General features: G+C 50.5%; 4 protein-coding genes. All 4 read left to right on the top strand.

The window, feature by feature from the left end; translation table 11 throughout:
- Position 1 precedes the first annotated feature (1 nt).
- The 4 genes from ABLA76_RS00860 to ABLA76_RS00845 are packed head-to-tail and all read left to right on the top strand — an operon-like array spanning position 2 to position 17,997.
- Entirely contained in the window at positions 2-3,373 is a 3,372-nt protein-coding gene (locus ABLA76_RS00860; protein ID WP_348986507.1) for an AMP-binding protein, read from the top strand.
- Positions 3,370-9,960, top strand: coding sequence for a type I polyketide synthase (locus tag ABLA76_RS00855; RefSeq protein ID WP_348986506.1), 6,591 nt, complete (start codon positions 3,370-3,372; stop codon positions 9,958-9,960). The genes ABLA76_RS00860 and ABLA76_RS00855 overlap by 4 nt, the downstream gene beginning before the upstream one ends.
- Positions 9,953-11,419, top strand: a complete 1,467-nt coding sequence (locus tag ABLA76_RS00850; protein WP_348986505.1) for a serine hydrolase domain-containing protein — start codon at positions 9,953-9,955, stop codon at positions 11,417-11,419. The genes ABLA76_RS00855 and ABLA76_RS00850 overlap by 8 nt, the downstream gene beginning before the upstream one ends.
- Positions 11,420-11,472: 53 nt before the next feature.
- A complete protein-coding gene (locus ABLA76_RS00845; RefSeq protein WP_348986504.1) occupies positions 11,473-17,997 on the top strand; it encodes an amino acid adenylation domain-containing protein in 6,525 nt (2,174 codons plus the stop codon).
- Positions 17,998-18,003 lie beyond the last annotated feature (6 nt).

Here is an 18,003-nt window from a genome sequence, read left to right as displayed (position 1 = left end):
TATGACCAAATCGTGTTCAGTTCCGGAAAAGTTGGTTGAAGAGTTACTGCAAGTGACACCACAGGCAAATGGGCTGCTGTTTCATGCGCTGAAAGACGGCAACAGCGCTTACCATATTGGTGTGATATTCAGACTACAGGCGGATGTTGAAAAAGAAGATATTTTCGCGACATGGCAGCAAATCCAGCAATCACAACCTGCTTTACGCTCGGTATTTCTCTGGCAGCAACTACGGGTTCCACACCAAGTTATCTACGCGTTGCCACGTATTCCACTGGAATATGTCCGTATTGATCATTCATCGTCCGTCAGACAGCTCTGCCTTGACTGGCTGGCGAAATCGAAAGCAACCCCTTTCACGCTGAATACAGAAGTGTTCCGCATCGCGGTTTTTCACGATACAGAGTCTGCGGCAGTAAATATTGCCTTCTCCTTTCATCATATTTTGATGGATGGCTGGAGCAGTTCGCTGCTGATCTCTCTATGGTTACAGGGATTGCGGCGGCAAAAAATTATTCCTTTACCCGCGCGCCTGTATGCCCAGCAGCTTTGGCGGGGATTAAGTGCGGAAGAGCAGATAGCCTGCCGTCAATACTGGCAAAGCGTATTGCAGCAATTACCGGATGGTGAGGCATCAGCAACAACTCAATTATTAGCAGAACCTCTGTTCCGCAGGGCGGATGATCAGACCGCCAAACATGACACCAAGATAAAAATTGCGGCAAACAGTGTATGGAGCGCCGAGTGTAAGGCAACAGTAGAAGCGTTGTGCCGCCGTATCGGGGTCACACCAGCCAGTTTTATCTACCTGTGCTGGGCGCTGACATTATCTAAAATGACCTTCCAGAAAACCGTTGCCTTTGGCTGTACATTCTCTGGCCGGGGCGCAGCATTGACGCAGGACGGTGAATATCCGTCGCTGGGGTTATTTACCAATACTGTGCCGCTCATTTTACCGCTGGAGGGGCAATGGAGTCTGGAAGTGGCGTTACGTGCGGTTTTTCAGACATTACAGCAGGTTCAGCAATATGAAAAAACTCCGCCGTTAATCATCCGGGAAGCGGCGGGAATACGGGATGATCTTTATGATTCTATTGTTGTTTTCGATAACTATCCCATTGATACCAGTTTACAGGACAGCCGTACCGATATCTTTCTGACCGAGCTACACAGCGAAGAAACAACCCATTTTGGTCTGACATTAACGGTTTCAGGGATCGAACACTGGCAAGTTGAGCTAAGTGCCGGAGAAAATTATCAGGGCGATCCCGCTGCGGTTACAATGGTGTTTAACGCGTTTGAATCGCTGGCAGCAGATTTACTCAGGCATCCGGTAAACAGTCCGATTGAAGAGCGGTTTTTCACGCTGAGTTCACACGATTTAGAAGAAAATTCAGATAACACTTTATTCGTTACAGGCGAATTAAAAGAGCAGATTCCTAATATTAATGAATGTCTGTCCGGCATTTATCGACGGCTCAGTGCGTTTCCGCAGGATATCAGCCTAATTGATAATCAGAACCGCATCAGTAACCATCAGCTGTTGCAGGGAGTGGGATATATACAGAAACATATGCATGAAGCGGGCTTTGTGCCAGGGGATCGCGTGGCGGTTCATCTGGAAAAAGGGCTGTTATCCACGCAGGCAATACTCGCCATTCTGTTCAGTGGCGGAAGTTACTTTTATCTCAACCCGAAAGATCCGCCACAACGTAAAAAGACCCTGTTGGCGCTGGCGGATTGCCACCTCATTTTATCTAGTTCGATGCTGAACAGGGAATTTAACCATGATAACGGGTGCTATCTGCTGCTGGATATTGAACCGTCAAATGCCATTTTGCCCGAAACGTCAGCAGCGTCTGAGCTGTATCGTCATCGGCAGTCGGAAGATGAGTTTTACTTTATTTTCACCTCCGGAACGACCGGTACACCAAAAGGGATCGCGATCCGCAATGAATCCGTCGCGAACCTGCTGGACTGGTTTATACAGGAAACCTCACTGACCTCTGCCGATCGGGTGCTTGGCTTAACTGACCTGAATTTTGACCCCAGCGTGGAAGATTTGTTCGCCAGTCTGCTGGTGGGCGCGACGCTGGTTTATCCGGCGCCTCACGTTTTACTGGAGAGGCGGGCGTTTGTCGAATTGGTGCAGCATGAATCCATCACGTTAATCGACTTTATTCCCGGCGCGATTGCGCAGCTTATTCAGGATGCTCCTTTCTTTCCATCCATGCGGTTATGGATATTTGGCGGTGAAGAGCTACCGAAACGCCTCAAAGATCACCTGTTGCAGCAGGGCTACGATGTCAGAAATCATTATGGTCCCAGTGAAACAACGGTGGATTGCCTGACAGCCAGACAATCCCTGACGGCGGATATCTCCATTGGCTGGCCAATCCAGAATGTGATTGCCTATTGTGCGGATGTTTTCGGCAAGCCGCTGCCCGCAGGCATTCGCGGCGAACTCTGGGTGGGCGGGCGAGCGGTTGCACATGGCTACGCCACAAATCCGGCTGAATCTGCCAGATATTTTATTCATGCCAGCGGTATGACGGAATCTCTGAACCTGACCGGATACACCGATCTGACACCGTATTTCTACCGAACAGGAGATGCGGTTATTTTTTCCCGTCAGTCCGGTTTTCAGTATCTGGGGCGAATCGATGATCAGGTCAAAATAAATGGCATCCGGATTGAACCACGGGAACTGGAACGGACTGTCGAAAAATTGGAGCAGGTCATCAGCTGTTATCTGTTACCGGCGATGCAGACCGGCAAACGCCAGTGGCATTTGTTTGTTGATAGTGCTGAACCACCGGCAACGCTGATTCCCCGTATCAGAGAGCATATCCGCCACGACTTACCTGAGTCGTGGAATCCGGCTCTGATTGTGGTGGTGAATGGTTTTGAGCGCATTATAACCGGCAAAGTTGATCGTAAACGGCTTCAGTCGCTGGCGGTGGAATGGCAACAAAAACAGGTCGCTGAACATCATGCACCGTTAACCGACCCGATTGAAACTCAGGTGCAGGCAGTCTGGAATGAAGTGCTGGAAAGCCAAATTGTGGCTACTGATGTGAATTTTTTTGATGCAGGCGGCGATTCCCTCAAGATCATCGCGTTGCAATCCCGTATGCAGCAGGTTTTCGGGCTGGAAATTGGCATCGCTATCTTATTTGAGTATCCCACCATCGCCTCGTTTGCCGGTTGGATAAAACAGCGCCAGTTACCCGCCGGATATACAGAAAATGCCGCAATAAGTGGGGCTGAACCTGCCAAACCGTTATCCCAAGAATCCATTTTGTCGTCGGCTCGTTCCGGTAAAAACAGGCTGGCAGATCGGCGGCGTAAAGCAAAAGGAAGTTCAGAATGATAAAGCGTGGCTATACCGGTGACACATACACCGGTAACGAAATTGCAATTATCGGCATTTCCTGCCGGTTTCCCCACAGCCCGGACTGGCAGAGTTTCTGGCAGAATTTATTAGACGGGCGTGAGCTGGTGTCATTTTTTTCACAGGAAGAGTTACTGGCTGCCGGCATTCCGCCCCAGATGATTGCACAGCCTAATTACGTACCGGCTAAAGCCGCTCTTGAAGATACTGAATGCTTTGATTACCCATTTTTCGGTTATTCACAGCGGGAAGCGCGAAAAATGGACCCGCAGCTTCGGTTGCTGCATGAAGTCAGTTTTAATGCCTTTCTTGATGCCGGAATTACGCCGGGCAATACCCTGTTAAATGCCGGAGTGTTTATCGGTTCCACGCTGAATTTGGCGCGTCTGGAGCAATTCACCACCGCCAGTCACGATATCTCGGAAATGTTCGATGTCAGCAATTATAACGATCCGGCTTCTTTTGCCACGCAGCTCGCTTATCGCATGAAACTGAATGGCCCGGCGGTAAATGTCCAGACCGCCTGTTCCACCTCACTTTCTGCCGTTCATCTGGCCTGTAAAGCGCTATTGGCGGGGGAATGTACGCTGGCGCTGGCGGGAGGAGCCTGTATTACTGATCCGGTTGCTGGCGGCTATCTGCATCAGGACGGCATGATTTTATCGCCTGACGGACATTGCAAAACCTTTGCGGATGATGCGCAGGGAACAGTAAACGGTAACGGTGTGGCGGTTGTGCTGCTGAAACTGCTGGAAGACGCTATCGCAGACGGTGACCCGATCCACGCGGTGATTGTTGAATCAGGCATGAACAATGATGGTGACAGAAAAGTCAGCTTTGAAGCTCCCAGCGTGCAGGGGCAGGCCGAAGTGATTTCACAGGTTTACCGGCTGGCGGATATTCCGTTTTCAAGTATGGGCATGATTGAAGCCCACGGTACGGCAACGGTACTGGGTGATCCGATTGAAATTCAGGCGCTGAATAAAGTCGCTCATGAACTGTTATCTCCGGACGAAATCCAGCAATTCCGCTGTGCGGTGGGAAGTGTCAAATCCAATATGGGGCATCTGGATTCCGCAGCAGGGATCGCCGGGCTGATTAAAGCGGCGTTAAGTGTCCGTTTTGGCACCATTCCGCCTTCTTTGCATTTCAGCCAGCCCAACCCGCATCTGGAGCTGGAACGCACGCCTTTCTGGGTTCCTACTCAGGCTACCGACTGGCCGGAACAGCAGGTAATCCGGCGAGCGGGTGTCAGTTCGTTCGGTATCGGCGGAACGAATGTGCATGTACTGCTTGAACAGCCGCCGGAACTGGCAGGCGAAGACGAGAACGAAAACAGCCTCTCCATGCAGATATTGCCTTTGTCGGCGGACTCTCCTTTGTCTCTGGCAAAATTAATCGCCACCTATTCAACACACCTCAGAACGGTTCCGACAAAATCGGCAGATTTACCGATGATTGCCCACCAATTGCAGGAAGATCGCGCAGCTTATTCCAGCAGAGCCGCTTTTGTGGCGACTGGCTGTAATGACTGGTTACAGCAGCTTGAGCATTGGTCATTTATGGACGGTGCTTCTGTCGTGATGAAAGAGCAGGTCTGGCTATTTCCGGGGCAGGGTTCGCAGTCGCCGGAAATGGGATTACACCTTGCGGCGGCTTATCCGGAATTCGCCAAGATCTACCTGGGATTACTGGATAACGCCGCTGAATTGTTATCCGCCGGAAAAAAGAATCCGATTCACAGAGAAACCCTTATTGATTGGATCAGGCAGCCTGAAAAGTTGTCAACTTACCATCTACAGCCCATTTTATATGCCTCCCAGACAGCATTAGGCATCTGGTTACAGCAGTTGGGTTGCCAACCGGCTGCATTATGCGGGTTCAGTCTGGGTGAATTTTCTGTCGCAGCCATTGCGGGAGTGTTCACACCTGAAGTGGGTATAGAACTAGTGATCGCGCGAGCTGAACTGATGGATGCGATGCCAAAAGGCGCGGTGTTTGCGGTTAACCAAAGAGCGGACAAAAGTGAGTCTGAAATACCGTTTTCAGAAAAGCTCCCGGAAACATTGTGGTGCATATCGGAACTAAATCCGCAAACATGGACATTAGCCACAGCAGAAGCGTCAGTCGCAGAAGTGGAAATGTGGTTAACACAGCAGGGAATGACTTTTAAACGCGTTACGGTGTCACACGCATTTCACACCCCAATGGTAGAACCTGCCGCAAACGCGTTTGGTGAATTGTTGAAAAAACACTCTTTGCAACCCGCGCAATATGACATCTATTCAACGGCATTGGGGCGGAAAATCGCGGCACATGAGATGAGCGATCCCCAGTATTGGGTCAGGCAAATGTTATCTCCTGTCCAGTTCGGGCCTGCGCTGAAACAGATGGCACAAGAACATGCATCATCACTGTTTGTGCAAATCGGTACAGGTATGGATTTGTTGCAACATACGCGCAAATGGCTGCAACTGAATATGGACAGAATGGTGCCGACACTCGGAACGCAGGGTGCAGACCACGAAGTCAAATCCGTATTGCAGTTTATTGCCAAAATCTGGGTAAATGGCGGTGATATTGTCTGGTCGAAGGTGCGTCAACAGACCGATGGAGATGCTCGTCATTCAGCGCCAATAGCAAGAAAAATCCATTTACCCGGTCATGCCTTTGAGCGAAAAGTCTGTTTACCACATAGCGCGGCAACACCATCAGATCCGGCAAACAACAGTGGGATACCAACACTTTCAAGCCTGTTTTTCGGTGATCGTTATTATGGGTTCGACTGGGAAAAAGCCAGTATTGCGCCGTCCGGCAGTGAATATGAACTGTCAGTTGCACCGATAACATGGATGATTTGCCCGCAAATCACTGCCAGAGAACGCCGTCTGGTGAAGGCATTAGCACTGCGCAATGAGCAACTGATATTCAGTGAAATCACACCTGCCGAAATCGATTTTTCAGATAGCTATGCGTTATTGTCAGACTGGCTGGCGCGACAGGCGCTAAACTCCCCGGCAGCGCTGGATGTGATCATCACCGGGTTATTGGATGATCTGGATGCGCAACAGGCGCAGTTCTGGGCATTCTGGCTGCCTACCGCGCTAGCGAGATGGAGTGCGACTCAAAACCCTGTTCCCAGAATACGGCTGTTTTTTCCTGCCACTCAAATGGCGCTTCGGGATGGCACAGAGACACTGAACGCTGAAAAAAATCAGCTTATGGGACCGTTGCTGATCCTGCCGGAAGAGTATCCCCATATTTCCACTGTCTGTATCGATTTTAGGGATGACGATGCAGAAACCGTGGCCCGTGGATTACGGCAGTGGAAAGAATATGCGGAACAAACATGGCAGGGCGGACAATTCTATTGTTTCAGAGAAACAGATTTCTGGCAGCAACGGATAACCTCACGAATACAAAAATGCTCTTTGAGCCAAACTCTGTCGGCAATCAGCCGTAACAGCTGGGTGCTGATAACCGGAGCCAATGGTGGCATGGGCGCAGCTATTGCTGAATATTTGGCCCGTGTCTATCACTGCAACCTGTTATTGCAGGTGCGCCAGCCGTTGCCGAAAAAACGGGACTGGCAGACGGAAATTAATAAAAACGGGGCACATGCTGAATTGTTACGTTGGGCCTTAATGCTGGAGCAAAAAGGCAGTCGGGTTGAGTTTATCACCGCTGATTTTGGCGATGAGCAGGCACTGGAAAAGGCATTTATGCCGGTATTTCAGTTAGCTAACCGTGGCGTGAACGTGAATTATATCTTCCATACCGCCGGACGGGGTGAAGGCGCAATGCTGCAAATGCGTTCCGAATCCGAATCGATTGCGACACTGGCTCCCAAAGTGACCGGCACCCGTTTCCTGTGCGAGAACCTGCATCGGCTGGGCAATCCGGCACTGTTACTGTTCTCCAGTCTGGGGAATTTATTACCGAAGGAAAAAATCGGCCAGATTGCTTATGTTGCGGCTAATGCCTGTCTGGAAGCCTACGCAGAACAGGTGCGCCGTCAAGGTGGTAAAGCACTGGCGATTGCGTGGGATGACTGGGCAGAATCCGGCATGGCAACCCGCTCGGCTCAACAGTTGGATCAGGCGATACAGGAAAGTACCGTCCGCAGCGCGGTTATCCGCGATGACGCACTATGGCGTTTTCCGTTAGATACCCGCACGAACTGGTGGCTTGATGAGCATCGGCTTGATGTGTCAACCACTGTGATGCCAGCGATGGGAATGGTTGTGCTGGCTCATCGCGCTGTCAGCGAATTACGGCCTGACATGCAGCAGGGTTTCTCATTAAAAGAGTTCACCATTGAAAGGCCGTTGATTGTCGCAGACCGGGATAATCGTGATGTTGCCGTCATTTTTGCCAATTTCTCAGATTCTTTCGATATTTTCTCCGGTAATGGTGAATTTTCTGATGAAACATGGATAAAACATGCCAGCGGAAAAGTAATTTCCCGCGCTGGTCAACCTCTGCCAACCCACAAATCGCTGCCTGCCGGTGCTGCCCGGAATCTTTTCAGCGCCAGAAGTGGCATTGGTGTCAGTCCTAAAGCCGCCCTGATTTTCGGGTCACGGTGGCAGAATATTATTGCTGTCGATCAGATAGCACCTGATGAAGTTATGAACCAGTTAGAGCTTCCTGCCGTTTATCAGAAAGAAGCTGAAACATCGGGCTTGCATGTTGCGTTACTGGATACCGCAACGCTGATAACATCACCGGAAGAGGAAGATATACAGTTTGTGCCGGTTTCCATCGGCAGCTTTACCCAATTCGCGCCGATGGCGTGGCGGGTAAAAAGCCATGTCCGGGTGCAGGAAGTCGGTTCCGGCAGATTGTTACAGGTAGATATTTACTCAGAAACGGGAAATTTGCTGGTGGAGATCTGTGACCTGTTACTGATTGATGCCGCTGGCGCACTGGCGGCTCAGGCTACGCCAGCCGGAATCGCTGAAAAAAGCCATAACGAGTTACATCAGGTCATACGTTTGCATAACAGTGACTCTGATGGTGCGGATCTTAACTTTATTTTCCAGCCTGAACCACGTCGCCACTTAGGCCCGCAGGAGGTTGAGATTCAAGTCAGGGCAGCGGGCCTGAATTTCAAGGATGTGCTTATCGCATTGGGCGTGTTGCCCGCTCCGGTCGATCCTACAATGACCTTTGGTCAGGAAGCCGCAGGAATTGTTACCCGTATCGGCACAGAAGTCACGGGTATTCGTGTCGGTGAGCGGGTGATGTGCGCCGGGCATAGCTGTCTGGCGGAATATGTGGTGATGCCGCAGCAGGTTGTGGCTGCGATTCCTCCAGTATTGGGCTTCCGGCAGGCGGCAGGCATTCCCGTCGCGTTTACTACGGCGTGGATCGCCCTGAAACATGCAGCTAATTTGCAGAAAGGACAACGGATTCTGATTCACTCTGCAGCTGGAGGTGTCGGCATGGCTGCTATGCAGGTTGCTCAGTATCTGGGCGCCGAGGTTTGGGTCACGGCGGGCAGTGAAGAGAAACGCCGGTTACTGCTCAGTATGGGAGCCAAAGGCGCGGCGAATTCCAGAACCCGGGAATTCGGGGACGTTTTCCGCCAGACATTGGGAGAGCGGCCTTTTGATGTGATCCTTAACGCACTGGCGGGAGAATTGCTGGAAGAGAGCATTTCCCTGTTAGCCCCACAGGGTCGTTTTCTGGAGCTGGGGTTACGGGATATTTTGCAGAACTGGCAGCTGGGGCTGGCAATTTTTGCCGAAGGGGGCAGTTTCCATGCAGTACAGGCAGGCGCTGAACATCCCGCTTATCAGGAAGCGTGGCGTGAAGTGACGACATTGTTCGCGCAGGAAATTCTCAGCCCTTTACCGACGAAAACCTATCCCGCCAGTGAAGTTTCGGAAGCATTTCAGTATATGGCGAAAGGAAGACACATCGGCAAGATTGTTATTGCAATGGAAGGACACGACCAGACGCAGGGTTTTGTGGAAAAGTTGCGGGCAGAAGGGCTTTCCGATAAGGAAGGAACGCAAATCGCAATGGCAATGGCGGCGCTGGTTCAGCAGACTTCTTTATCCTATATTGCAGTCTCTAAACTGCCTGTCGGTTCCGTTCTGGAAAAGCAACAGGATACTCAGCAGATGCTGTTCAGTATCCGTTCGGGAATAACTCCGTCAGATAACCATGAAGAAACGGCGGTATCACTGAAAAATGCCGGTGAGGAAGATTTACTACAGGCAATGCGTCAGATGCTGGAGGGTTTTCTAGGCGTTGAAGGGCTGGATATCGATGCCAGTTTCTTCGCGCTGGGCGCTACTTCGCTGGATCTGATCCAGTTTGCTAAACGACTGGAGCAGCGTCTGGAACGGGATATTCCTGTGGCACTACTGTTTAAAGCGGCGTCTTTGCGCGAACTGAGTAAAGAACTGGCTCCCGCGTCATCGGATGCCAAACCAATCGCTAAAGAAGCTGTACAAGAACCCTCAGCTAGCGTCGAGGATAAACGGCGTTCATTGCAGGCTCGGCGTAAACTGCGGGGCATTGCATCAGAGCGGGAGGGCAGCGCTCATGATTAACGCCTCCCATGCTTATAAGCGACTTTTTCTGATCGCTGTCTGGCTGATTGCATGGTCAACGGGAATCTCTGCCAATGCCGCAGCGATGATGAAACCGGAACAGATTGCCGATGAATTAGCTCGTCGCTGGAATGTTAATCAGGTTCCGACAGCGGGCTTAAGCATTGTGGCCGATGGTCAGGTTGTTGCTCTGCGTCTGGGAAACGCGGAAAAGGGAGTATTTGAACTGGCTTCAACCTCCAAGGCGTTTACCGGTTTATTAATTGCCCTGCTTGAACGGGAAGGTGTGCTCAACCGACAAGATTTGCTGATCCGCTGGCTGCCTGAACTGGCGGAGTATCCCAAAATGGGTTACTCCGCTGTCAGAATCCAGGATCTGCTGTTCCATACCAGTGGTATCGGGGAAGCAACGCTCTCTCTTCTACAGCCTGATACCTCGCCTAATGCCTTATCACATCTGCCGTTATTACTGAAAAACATTCCGCTGGCCTATCCGACAGGAACGGAGGAGGAGTACGCGACATTAAATTACAGCCTGCTGGGGTTAGTGGCAGAACGGGCAACCGGAAAACCTTTCGCGGCCTTAATGTGGGAGAGAATTTTTCTGCCTTTAGGCATGAATAACACCAGCGTGGAAAGCAGTATTGCGATGAAAAATATTGCGCCGGTTCCGCAATATAAAATCAGTTTCACAATTGCTCGCCCCTATGATGCTCCGCGTTATTTGCAGAATACGCCTGCCGGATATGTTCTAAGCACACCACAGGATATGGCTATCTGGTTGCAGTTTTTATTGCGCCAGTTACCGTCACAAAACGATAACCCTGCAATCTCTGCCCTGTATACCGCACTAGTACAGGCGCAGCGCCCTTATGGGGAAGACAGTAACCACGGATATGCCTATGGCTGGGATGTTGAAACCGACCAGACAACGTACTGGAGCCATCCGGGGCAGAATCCCAACTCCACAGCTTACATTGCATTTGATCCACAAAACGGTGTCGGCATAGCTCTGCTGGGAAACAGTAACAGCCAGCAGATTATTGAATTAGGGCAGTCCGTATTTAAATACCTGCGCGGTCACGCTGCACATATTCTGCCAAAACCGCTTTCCGTTGATATGAATGACCAGATAGCGACAGTTGCGGCATTCGTCTTCTGGGCAGGGGGACTCATATGTGTATTGGTCATGCCCTATAAAAGAAAGAAAAGAATTGAACAAGAAATAAGAAAAAACCGTAAAAAAGCGTTCGGCAACCAGTTTGTGATGGTTTCTGTGGCCTTAAACGCTCTGCTGACTGTCATGATTATGGTTATCCCTTCGTTATTCATGGGATGGAGTTGGTCAACCCTGCTGGTATGGGGGCCGTTAAGTCTGCCGGTCGCAGCCGCCGGGTTGGTTTTCTTTGCCAACGCCATCAACCTGCTGTTTTTCTTCCCCGTGCGATTCAGTCACTAATTTTTATTAACCACAGCATCCCGTGGCAAATATTGAGTTAAAGGAAGCGAGTTATGTCTAATAAGTCGTTGTTATCGACGTGCCATAAATATCTTGTTCATCAACTGGTTGAGCGGCAGGTGTTACAGACGCCGGAGACCATCGCTGTGCGGTTCGGAGAGCTGACGTTAACTTATGCGGAGCTTAATCAGCGGGCAAATAGGCTGGCGCATTATCTCCGCAGCCACTATTTTTCAGAGCCGCATTCCGGTGATGAAATTGCAGCGGTCGGGATTTATCTGGATCGCAGCATCGAAATGATTGTGGCTGTTCTTGGGGTGTTAAAAGCAGGAGCGGCCTATGTGCCGATTGATCTCAGTTATCCTGCTGAACGTCAGGCCTATATTCTGCGTGATTCCGGTGTCTCTGCTGTTATCACCCGCGATGAGTCTATCCATTCTTTGCCCGCTGCGGTTGAATATATCAATCTGGATCAGCCCGATTTTTCTGTTTCCGACCATGAGGAAAACTACGATAAGAATTTAGTGCCAACCAGTACGGCTGACAGCCTCGCTTACCTTATCTATACCTCCGGCTCAACCGGAAAACCTAAAGGCGTCTGTATGCCGCACAGGGCGCTGGTGAATTTACTGATATGGCAGAACAAAACCCGACAAGAGGCTCTCCTTGATAAAGAAGCCGTCAGAAATCAGAGCGGGCAAAAGACGCTACAATTTTCGCCGTTAAGTTTTGATGTCTCTTTTCAGGAAATATTTTCCACACTATGCAGTGGCGGCGAGCTGGTATTGATCGCCAATCAATTACGGCGAGACCCGCTGGCGCTGTTGTCATTTCTATCTGAACAGCGCATTGAGCGGCTATTTCTGCCTTATGTAGCATTAAACAGTCTGGCTTCCTCCGCAGTAGCGGCAGACCGTTATCCGGAAAGTCTCAGCAATGTGATAACTGCAGGGGAGCAGCTGGTGATAACCGCTGCCATCCGGCAATTTTTCAAAACCTTATCCCATTGCCGTCTGTACAACCAATATGGGCCGTCAGAAACCCATGTTGTCACCGCCCATACTCTGAACGGAAATGCCGATCAGTGGCCCGTGTTGCCGAATATCGGGCTGCCTATTGATAACGCAGAAATCTATTTGCTGGATGAAGAAAACCGCCTTGTTGCCGACGGTTCAGCGGGGGAACTGTGTGTGGCAGGTCTGCCGTTAGCCAACGGTTATCACCGACGACCGGAAGAAACGGAAGCCCGGTTTATCGATATGGTGATCGATAACCAGAACAGGCGCCTATACCGGACAGGTGATCTGGCGCAATGGCGGGCTGATGGTCAGCTGGAACTCCTTGGGCGGATTGATTTTCAGGTCAAGATACGCGGGTATCGGGTGGAGCTGGGAGAAATTGAGGCACAACTGATGACACACGCCCTCGTCAAAGATGCCGCAGTGATTGTTCAGGGAGAAGGCACAGAAGAAAAGCGGCTGATCGGTTTTATCATTGTTTCTGAATGGGCTTTACAGCGTCTGTCTCAGGAACGTGTAAAAGAGAGCATTTTGCAGTTTACCCGCGAGACACTGCCGGATTATATGTGCCCGACAGCTATCGTTATTGTGGCGGATTTCCCGCTATCCGCCAGTGGCAAAATTGATCGCAGAGCATTTCCGGTAATTGCTGCCGATGAACTCTTCCGGCAGGACATCGCGCCAGCGGCTAATCCGCTGGAACAGACACTGGCAGAGGTATGGAGCGATTTACTGGGTATCAAAAAAATCGGGCGACATTCACACTTCCTGCAACTGGGTGGGCATTCTCTGCTGGTGACGAAAATGATGCTGGCGTTGCGTCACCGTGGTTTGATGGTTGATGCGCACACCTTATATCAGTATCCGGTTCTGTCAGAACTGGCGGAACAATTGCAGAGGCGTGTCGAACAGGTGCAGGAAACCGCCGGAACAGAAATATCAGTTCCGTGGACTCTGATGAGTGAGGAGGAAATTGAGCGGTTATCTGCGATGATTCCCGGCGGGGCTGATAATATCAAAGATATTTACCCGCTTGGCCCATTGCAGCAGGGAATGCTCTATTTCTCGCTGGCGAATCCGGCGGCTGATCCTTATATTCTGTGGCAGGTGACCTGCTTCCGTGATGCAGGTTTACTGTATTCCTACCTTGATGAGCTGCGCCACATCATTGCCCGTCATGATGCGCTCCGTGTCAGTATTCATTACGAAGGGCTTTCTCAGCCGGTGCAGGTGGTCTGGCGGCACGCTGAATTATCGGTTGAAAATGTTGGTGAGAAGCTGAAAGCGATGGCAGAGGGTGAAGACCTGCAAACGGCTCTGAAACGCTACTGTAACTCTGCTATCGAACATTTTGATATGACCAACGCGCCTTTGCAGCGCTGCCTTTATTTTTATGATAACCAGCAGAACGAATGGGTATTGCTGCATCTGCTTCATCACATGACGGTAGACCATACCACTATCGAAAAAATGCAGCAGGAAATAGAAACGCAGTTATCTGCATCTCTGTTAATTCCTCCGTCACCGGATGAGAGTGCCCCGCAATCATTCAAACAGACCATGGTCGAGCTCTTCCATGCAGCGCATACCGAAGGGCAAAAACCTTTCTTCGATACCTTATTACAGGGTTATGAGCCAGCGCCGGCGCCCTTTGGGATCAACCGCTATTTAGGGGGCTATGCTGTTATTGCCGAATTCTGGCACTCTTTGCCTGCGAAACTGGGGGAGCAGGTACGCCAGCAGGCCAGAATGCACGGAGTCAGCGTTGCGGCGATTTTTCATCTGGCGTGGGCTAAGGTGATTGCCTGCCTGACCGGACAGAATGACGTGGTGTTTGGTACGGTGTTACTGGGGCGCCTGTTTGCGGGAGAACTGGCGGCTAATGCGATGGGGCAGTTTATCAATACGCTACCACTGCGCGTTAATCTGTGTAACCAGCCTGTACTGGAATGTCTGTGGGAAACCCAAGATCTACTGACGCAACTGGTCAGGTATGAACAGGCTTCACTGGCTGAGGCGCAAAAATCAGTGCAAACGATGGGAACAACGCCGCTGTTCACTTCACTGTTCAACTATCGTCACAGCGAAATGCGTAATATCCCATCAGCAGAACCCTTTCAGGCACTGAACCCTTCCGCCGTGGAGGGGATTCGTTACTCCGGCATTATGGAGCGGACAAATTACCCCATTTCAATCAATGTTGATGATTTTGGTCAGGACTTTGTTATCAATGCGCAGGTTGAGCAGGAAATCGATCCTGAACTGATTTGCGCTTATTTGCAGACCGCGCTGGAGGAAATGACTTCGGCGCTGGCAAATACTCCTGAACAAAAAATCGGTCGTCTGAATATCCTGCCAGCACAGGAACGAAAAAAAATAGTAGGCGAATGGAACAGAACACAAGCCGATTTTCCCCGCCATATCTGTCTTCACACCTTGATTGAGGCACAAGTTCAGCGCACGCCGGAGGCTATTGCGCTGGAATTTTCCGATCAGGTATTGAGTTATAACCAGCTTAATCAAAGAGCCAACCAACTGGCGCACTATCTGGGGAATGAGTTGAAAATCGGGCCGGATACGCTGGTGGGGATCTGCATGGAACGCAGTATGGAAATGGTGGTGGCTTTATTGGCGATCCTGAAAGCAGGGGGCGCTTATGTGCCGCTCGATCCTGATTATCCAAGGGAACGGCTCGATTATATGCTGCATGACGCGGCTCCCCGCGCTGTGTTATCCCATACCGGAATTTCACCGGCAATAAATACCTTGCTGGCGGACTATGCCGCAAATACAGCCGCCCGTGTGATTAACTTAAATCAAGATGTCGCTGAGTGGTCTGCATTAAGCCGGGATAATTTACCGCCAGCCGCGATTGGCCTGACATCATCCCATCTGGCCTATGTGATCTACACATCAGGTTCAACCGGCAGACCGAAAGGGGTTATGAATGAACACCGGGGCGTTGTGAACCGCTTGGTATGGATGCAGAAAGCTTATTCATTGAGTGCCGATGATACGGTGCTGCAAAAAACGCCATTCAGTTTTGATGTCTCTGTCTGGGAGTTTTTCTGGCCGCTGATGTATGGTGCCCGTCTGGTGATTGCTGAACCGGAAGGCCATAAAGATCCCCTCTATTTAAGTGCCCTGATTTGCCAGCGCAATATCACAACCCTGCACTTTGTTCCGTCAATGCTGGCGGTATTTCTGCAACATGCCCGGCCAGACGTCGCTGCCTCTCTCAGACAGGTATTTTGCAGCGGTGAGGCGCTACCGGCTCATAGTGTGTTGCGTTTCCACAAACAGTTTCCCGCTGTGGCATTACATAATCTGTACGGGCCGACGGAAGCCGCCATTGATGTGACGGCATGGGATTGCAGTTTGCGGGAAGGCAGTACGGAGAATTTCACTGAGAAAAGTGTGATCCCTATCGGTAAACCGATTGACAATATCCGACTCTATATTCTGGATGATTATTTGCAGCCAACAGCTGTGGGTGTTGCGGGTGAATTGCATATTGCCGGTATTGGTGTGGCGCGTGGCTATTTGAATCAGGTGGAACTGACCACAGAAAAATTTATCCGTGATCCTTTCAGCCCGGAAGCGGGACAAATTATGTATCGTACCGGCGATGTGGCGCGTTATTTACCGGACGGTGATATCGAATATCTGGGGCGTAATGATTTTCAGATTAAATTACGTGGCCTGCGCATTGAGACAGGAGAAATCGAAATGGCGCTACTGTCCCATGAGAGTGTCAAAGCGTGCGTTGTGATGATGCGGGAAGATATTTCCGGCGGTGCCCGTCTGGTGGCTTATGTCACAGCCGCTGCCCCAGATTGCATCGATACCTCTGCAACGGCGCTGAAACAGCATCTCCAGACCTGTTTACCGGCATTTATGATCCCCTCTCATATTGTGTGGTTGGCGGAACTTCCGCTCAGTGCCAACGGTAAACTGGATCGCCGGGCGTTGCCTGCTCCTGCCGATATTTCCGTCATGCCGCAGGAGGATATCGAACCTCCCCGCACTGAAACGGAAATCAGGCTGGTGCAGTTATGGCGCGAATTATTAACCGTGAATACATTAACCGTGAATACATTGGGCCGCCAGTCCCATTTTTTCGAAGCGGGAGGCCATTCATTACTGGCTGTTACGCTTATGATGCGGATAAAACAGGAATTTGGCGTTGGATTGCTGCTGAGTTCGATAGTCAGCCATCTGGATCTCGCTTCGCAGGCAGAACTGATTGATGCCACACTGAACGAAGCTGACACGGCTGATTTAGCGGAAATCTCCTTGCCTGAACCGGCTGCTGCCGGATTAATCCGTGCCTTACCGCCGCAAAAATCGATCTATAAAGCGCTGAAACTTAATCCGCAGGATTTGAGTAATAACAGTTTTATTGCCCTGTCGTTTGAAGTTGAACCTGATCTGAAACTATTGCGTAACTTACTGCAATCGGTACTTTCCCGCCATTTGGGATTAAGTGCGCAATTTATGCTGGTGGATAACGAACTGTATCTACAGCCTGCCAAGCGGTTTATGTTCCGGCTGGAAAAACGTCAGAGTCTTGGATCGCTGGAAGACGATTTACGTGATTTTATCCGCCCGTTTTCACTGGAAGACGGGATGAATGTCCGTGGTCGGTGGCTGGTGGCGGAACCAAACCCGATGTTACTGCTGGATTTCTCCCACGCCTGTATCGATGGTTCCGGTCTGATGCGTATTCTTGATGAACTGGCTACCGCAGATAACGCCGATCCAGACGTTAGTCTGGCAGCCTATTCCGCCTTGTTCTACGGTAGCGAATTTGCCACGTTGCGCCAGCAACATGCTGAGTTCTGGTATACAAAATTACAGGGCTGGCAACTGGCTTCCTGTCCTGATGACAGCAAAGAGATGGTTACGGGTTCCTGTCTGGTCACGGTGGGCGCTGAACAAAAAGCGCAGATTGAAGCGTTCACTTCGCATTTCAGGATCAGTGTGCCTGAATTCTTTATGACGGTGTTTTTACGCCTGAAATCTTATCTGGAACATTCTGCAGCATCTTTTATCCCATCCGCCTCAGAACAGCTTATTTCCACTATTTTTCATGGTCGTGATCGGCTGGAACAACAGGCTGTGATTGCGCCTTTGATGGCAGTGCTTCCCGTGCGGGTGACTCTATATGGTGAGGCAGATGATGAGAAAAATGCTCAGAAAGATTTTACCACCGTAAGCCAAGAGGTGCGTGAAGCCTGTCGCCATTATCTGTTTGATGCTGAAGAGCTACAGAGCCGCTATCCAGTGCTGCATGGTCAGGCATTAATGCCGACGACGTTTTTCGGTTACTTCCAGAAAGCAGGATTTGACGGTTGTATCTGCGGTATTTCCTGCTACCAGCTCGAAACCTCCCATGTTTCAGACGGGCAATCACACTGGGATCTGACCTGTGAGATTGCAGAGCATCCGGCGGGTTTTGATGTGCATCTGGAAGCATTTTCATTCAGGGCAGCCCAGAAAGTGGAAAACTGGGGAGTCTTGTTTAGTTCAATTTTACAGAATGCCCTGAATAAGTGAGGCACG

The organism is Xenorhabdus sp. SGI240, assembly GCF_040081915.1.
Classification (GTDB): domain Bacteria; phylum Pseudomonadota; class Gammaproteobacteria; order Enterobacterales; family Enterobacteriaceae; genus Xenorhabdus; species Xenorhabdus bakwenae.
Note: the sequence above shows the minus strand (reverse complement) of the source record. Positions and strands in the feature narration are given on the sequence as shown.

Bases quoted from the DNA above. Each gene is read 5' to 3' on its own strand.
- ABLA76_RS00850 (WP_348986505.1), top strand. From the start codon at position 9,953: ATGATTAACGCCTCCCATGCTTATAAGCGACTTTTTCTGATCGCTGTC.
- ABLA76_RS00860 (WP_348986507.1), top strand. From the start codon at position 2: ATGACCAAATCGTGTTCAGTTCCGGAAAAGTTGGTTGAAGAGTTACTG.
- ABLA76_RS00845 (WP_348986504.1), top strand. From the start codon at position 11,473: ATGTCTAATAAGTCGTTGTTATCGACGTGCCATAAATATCTTGTTCAT.
- ABLA76_RS00855 (WP_348986506.1), top strand. From the start codon at position 3,370: ATGATAAAGCGTGGCTATACCGGTGACACATACACCGGTAACGAAATT.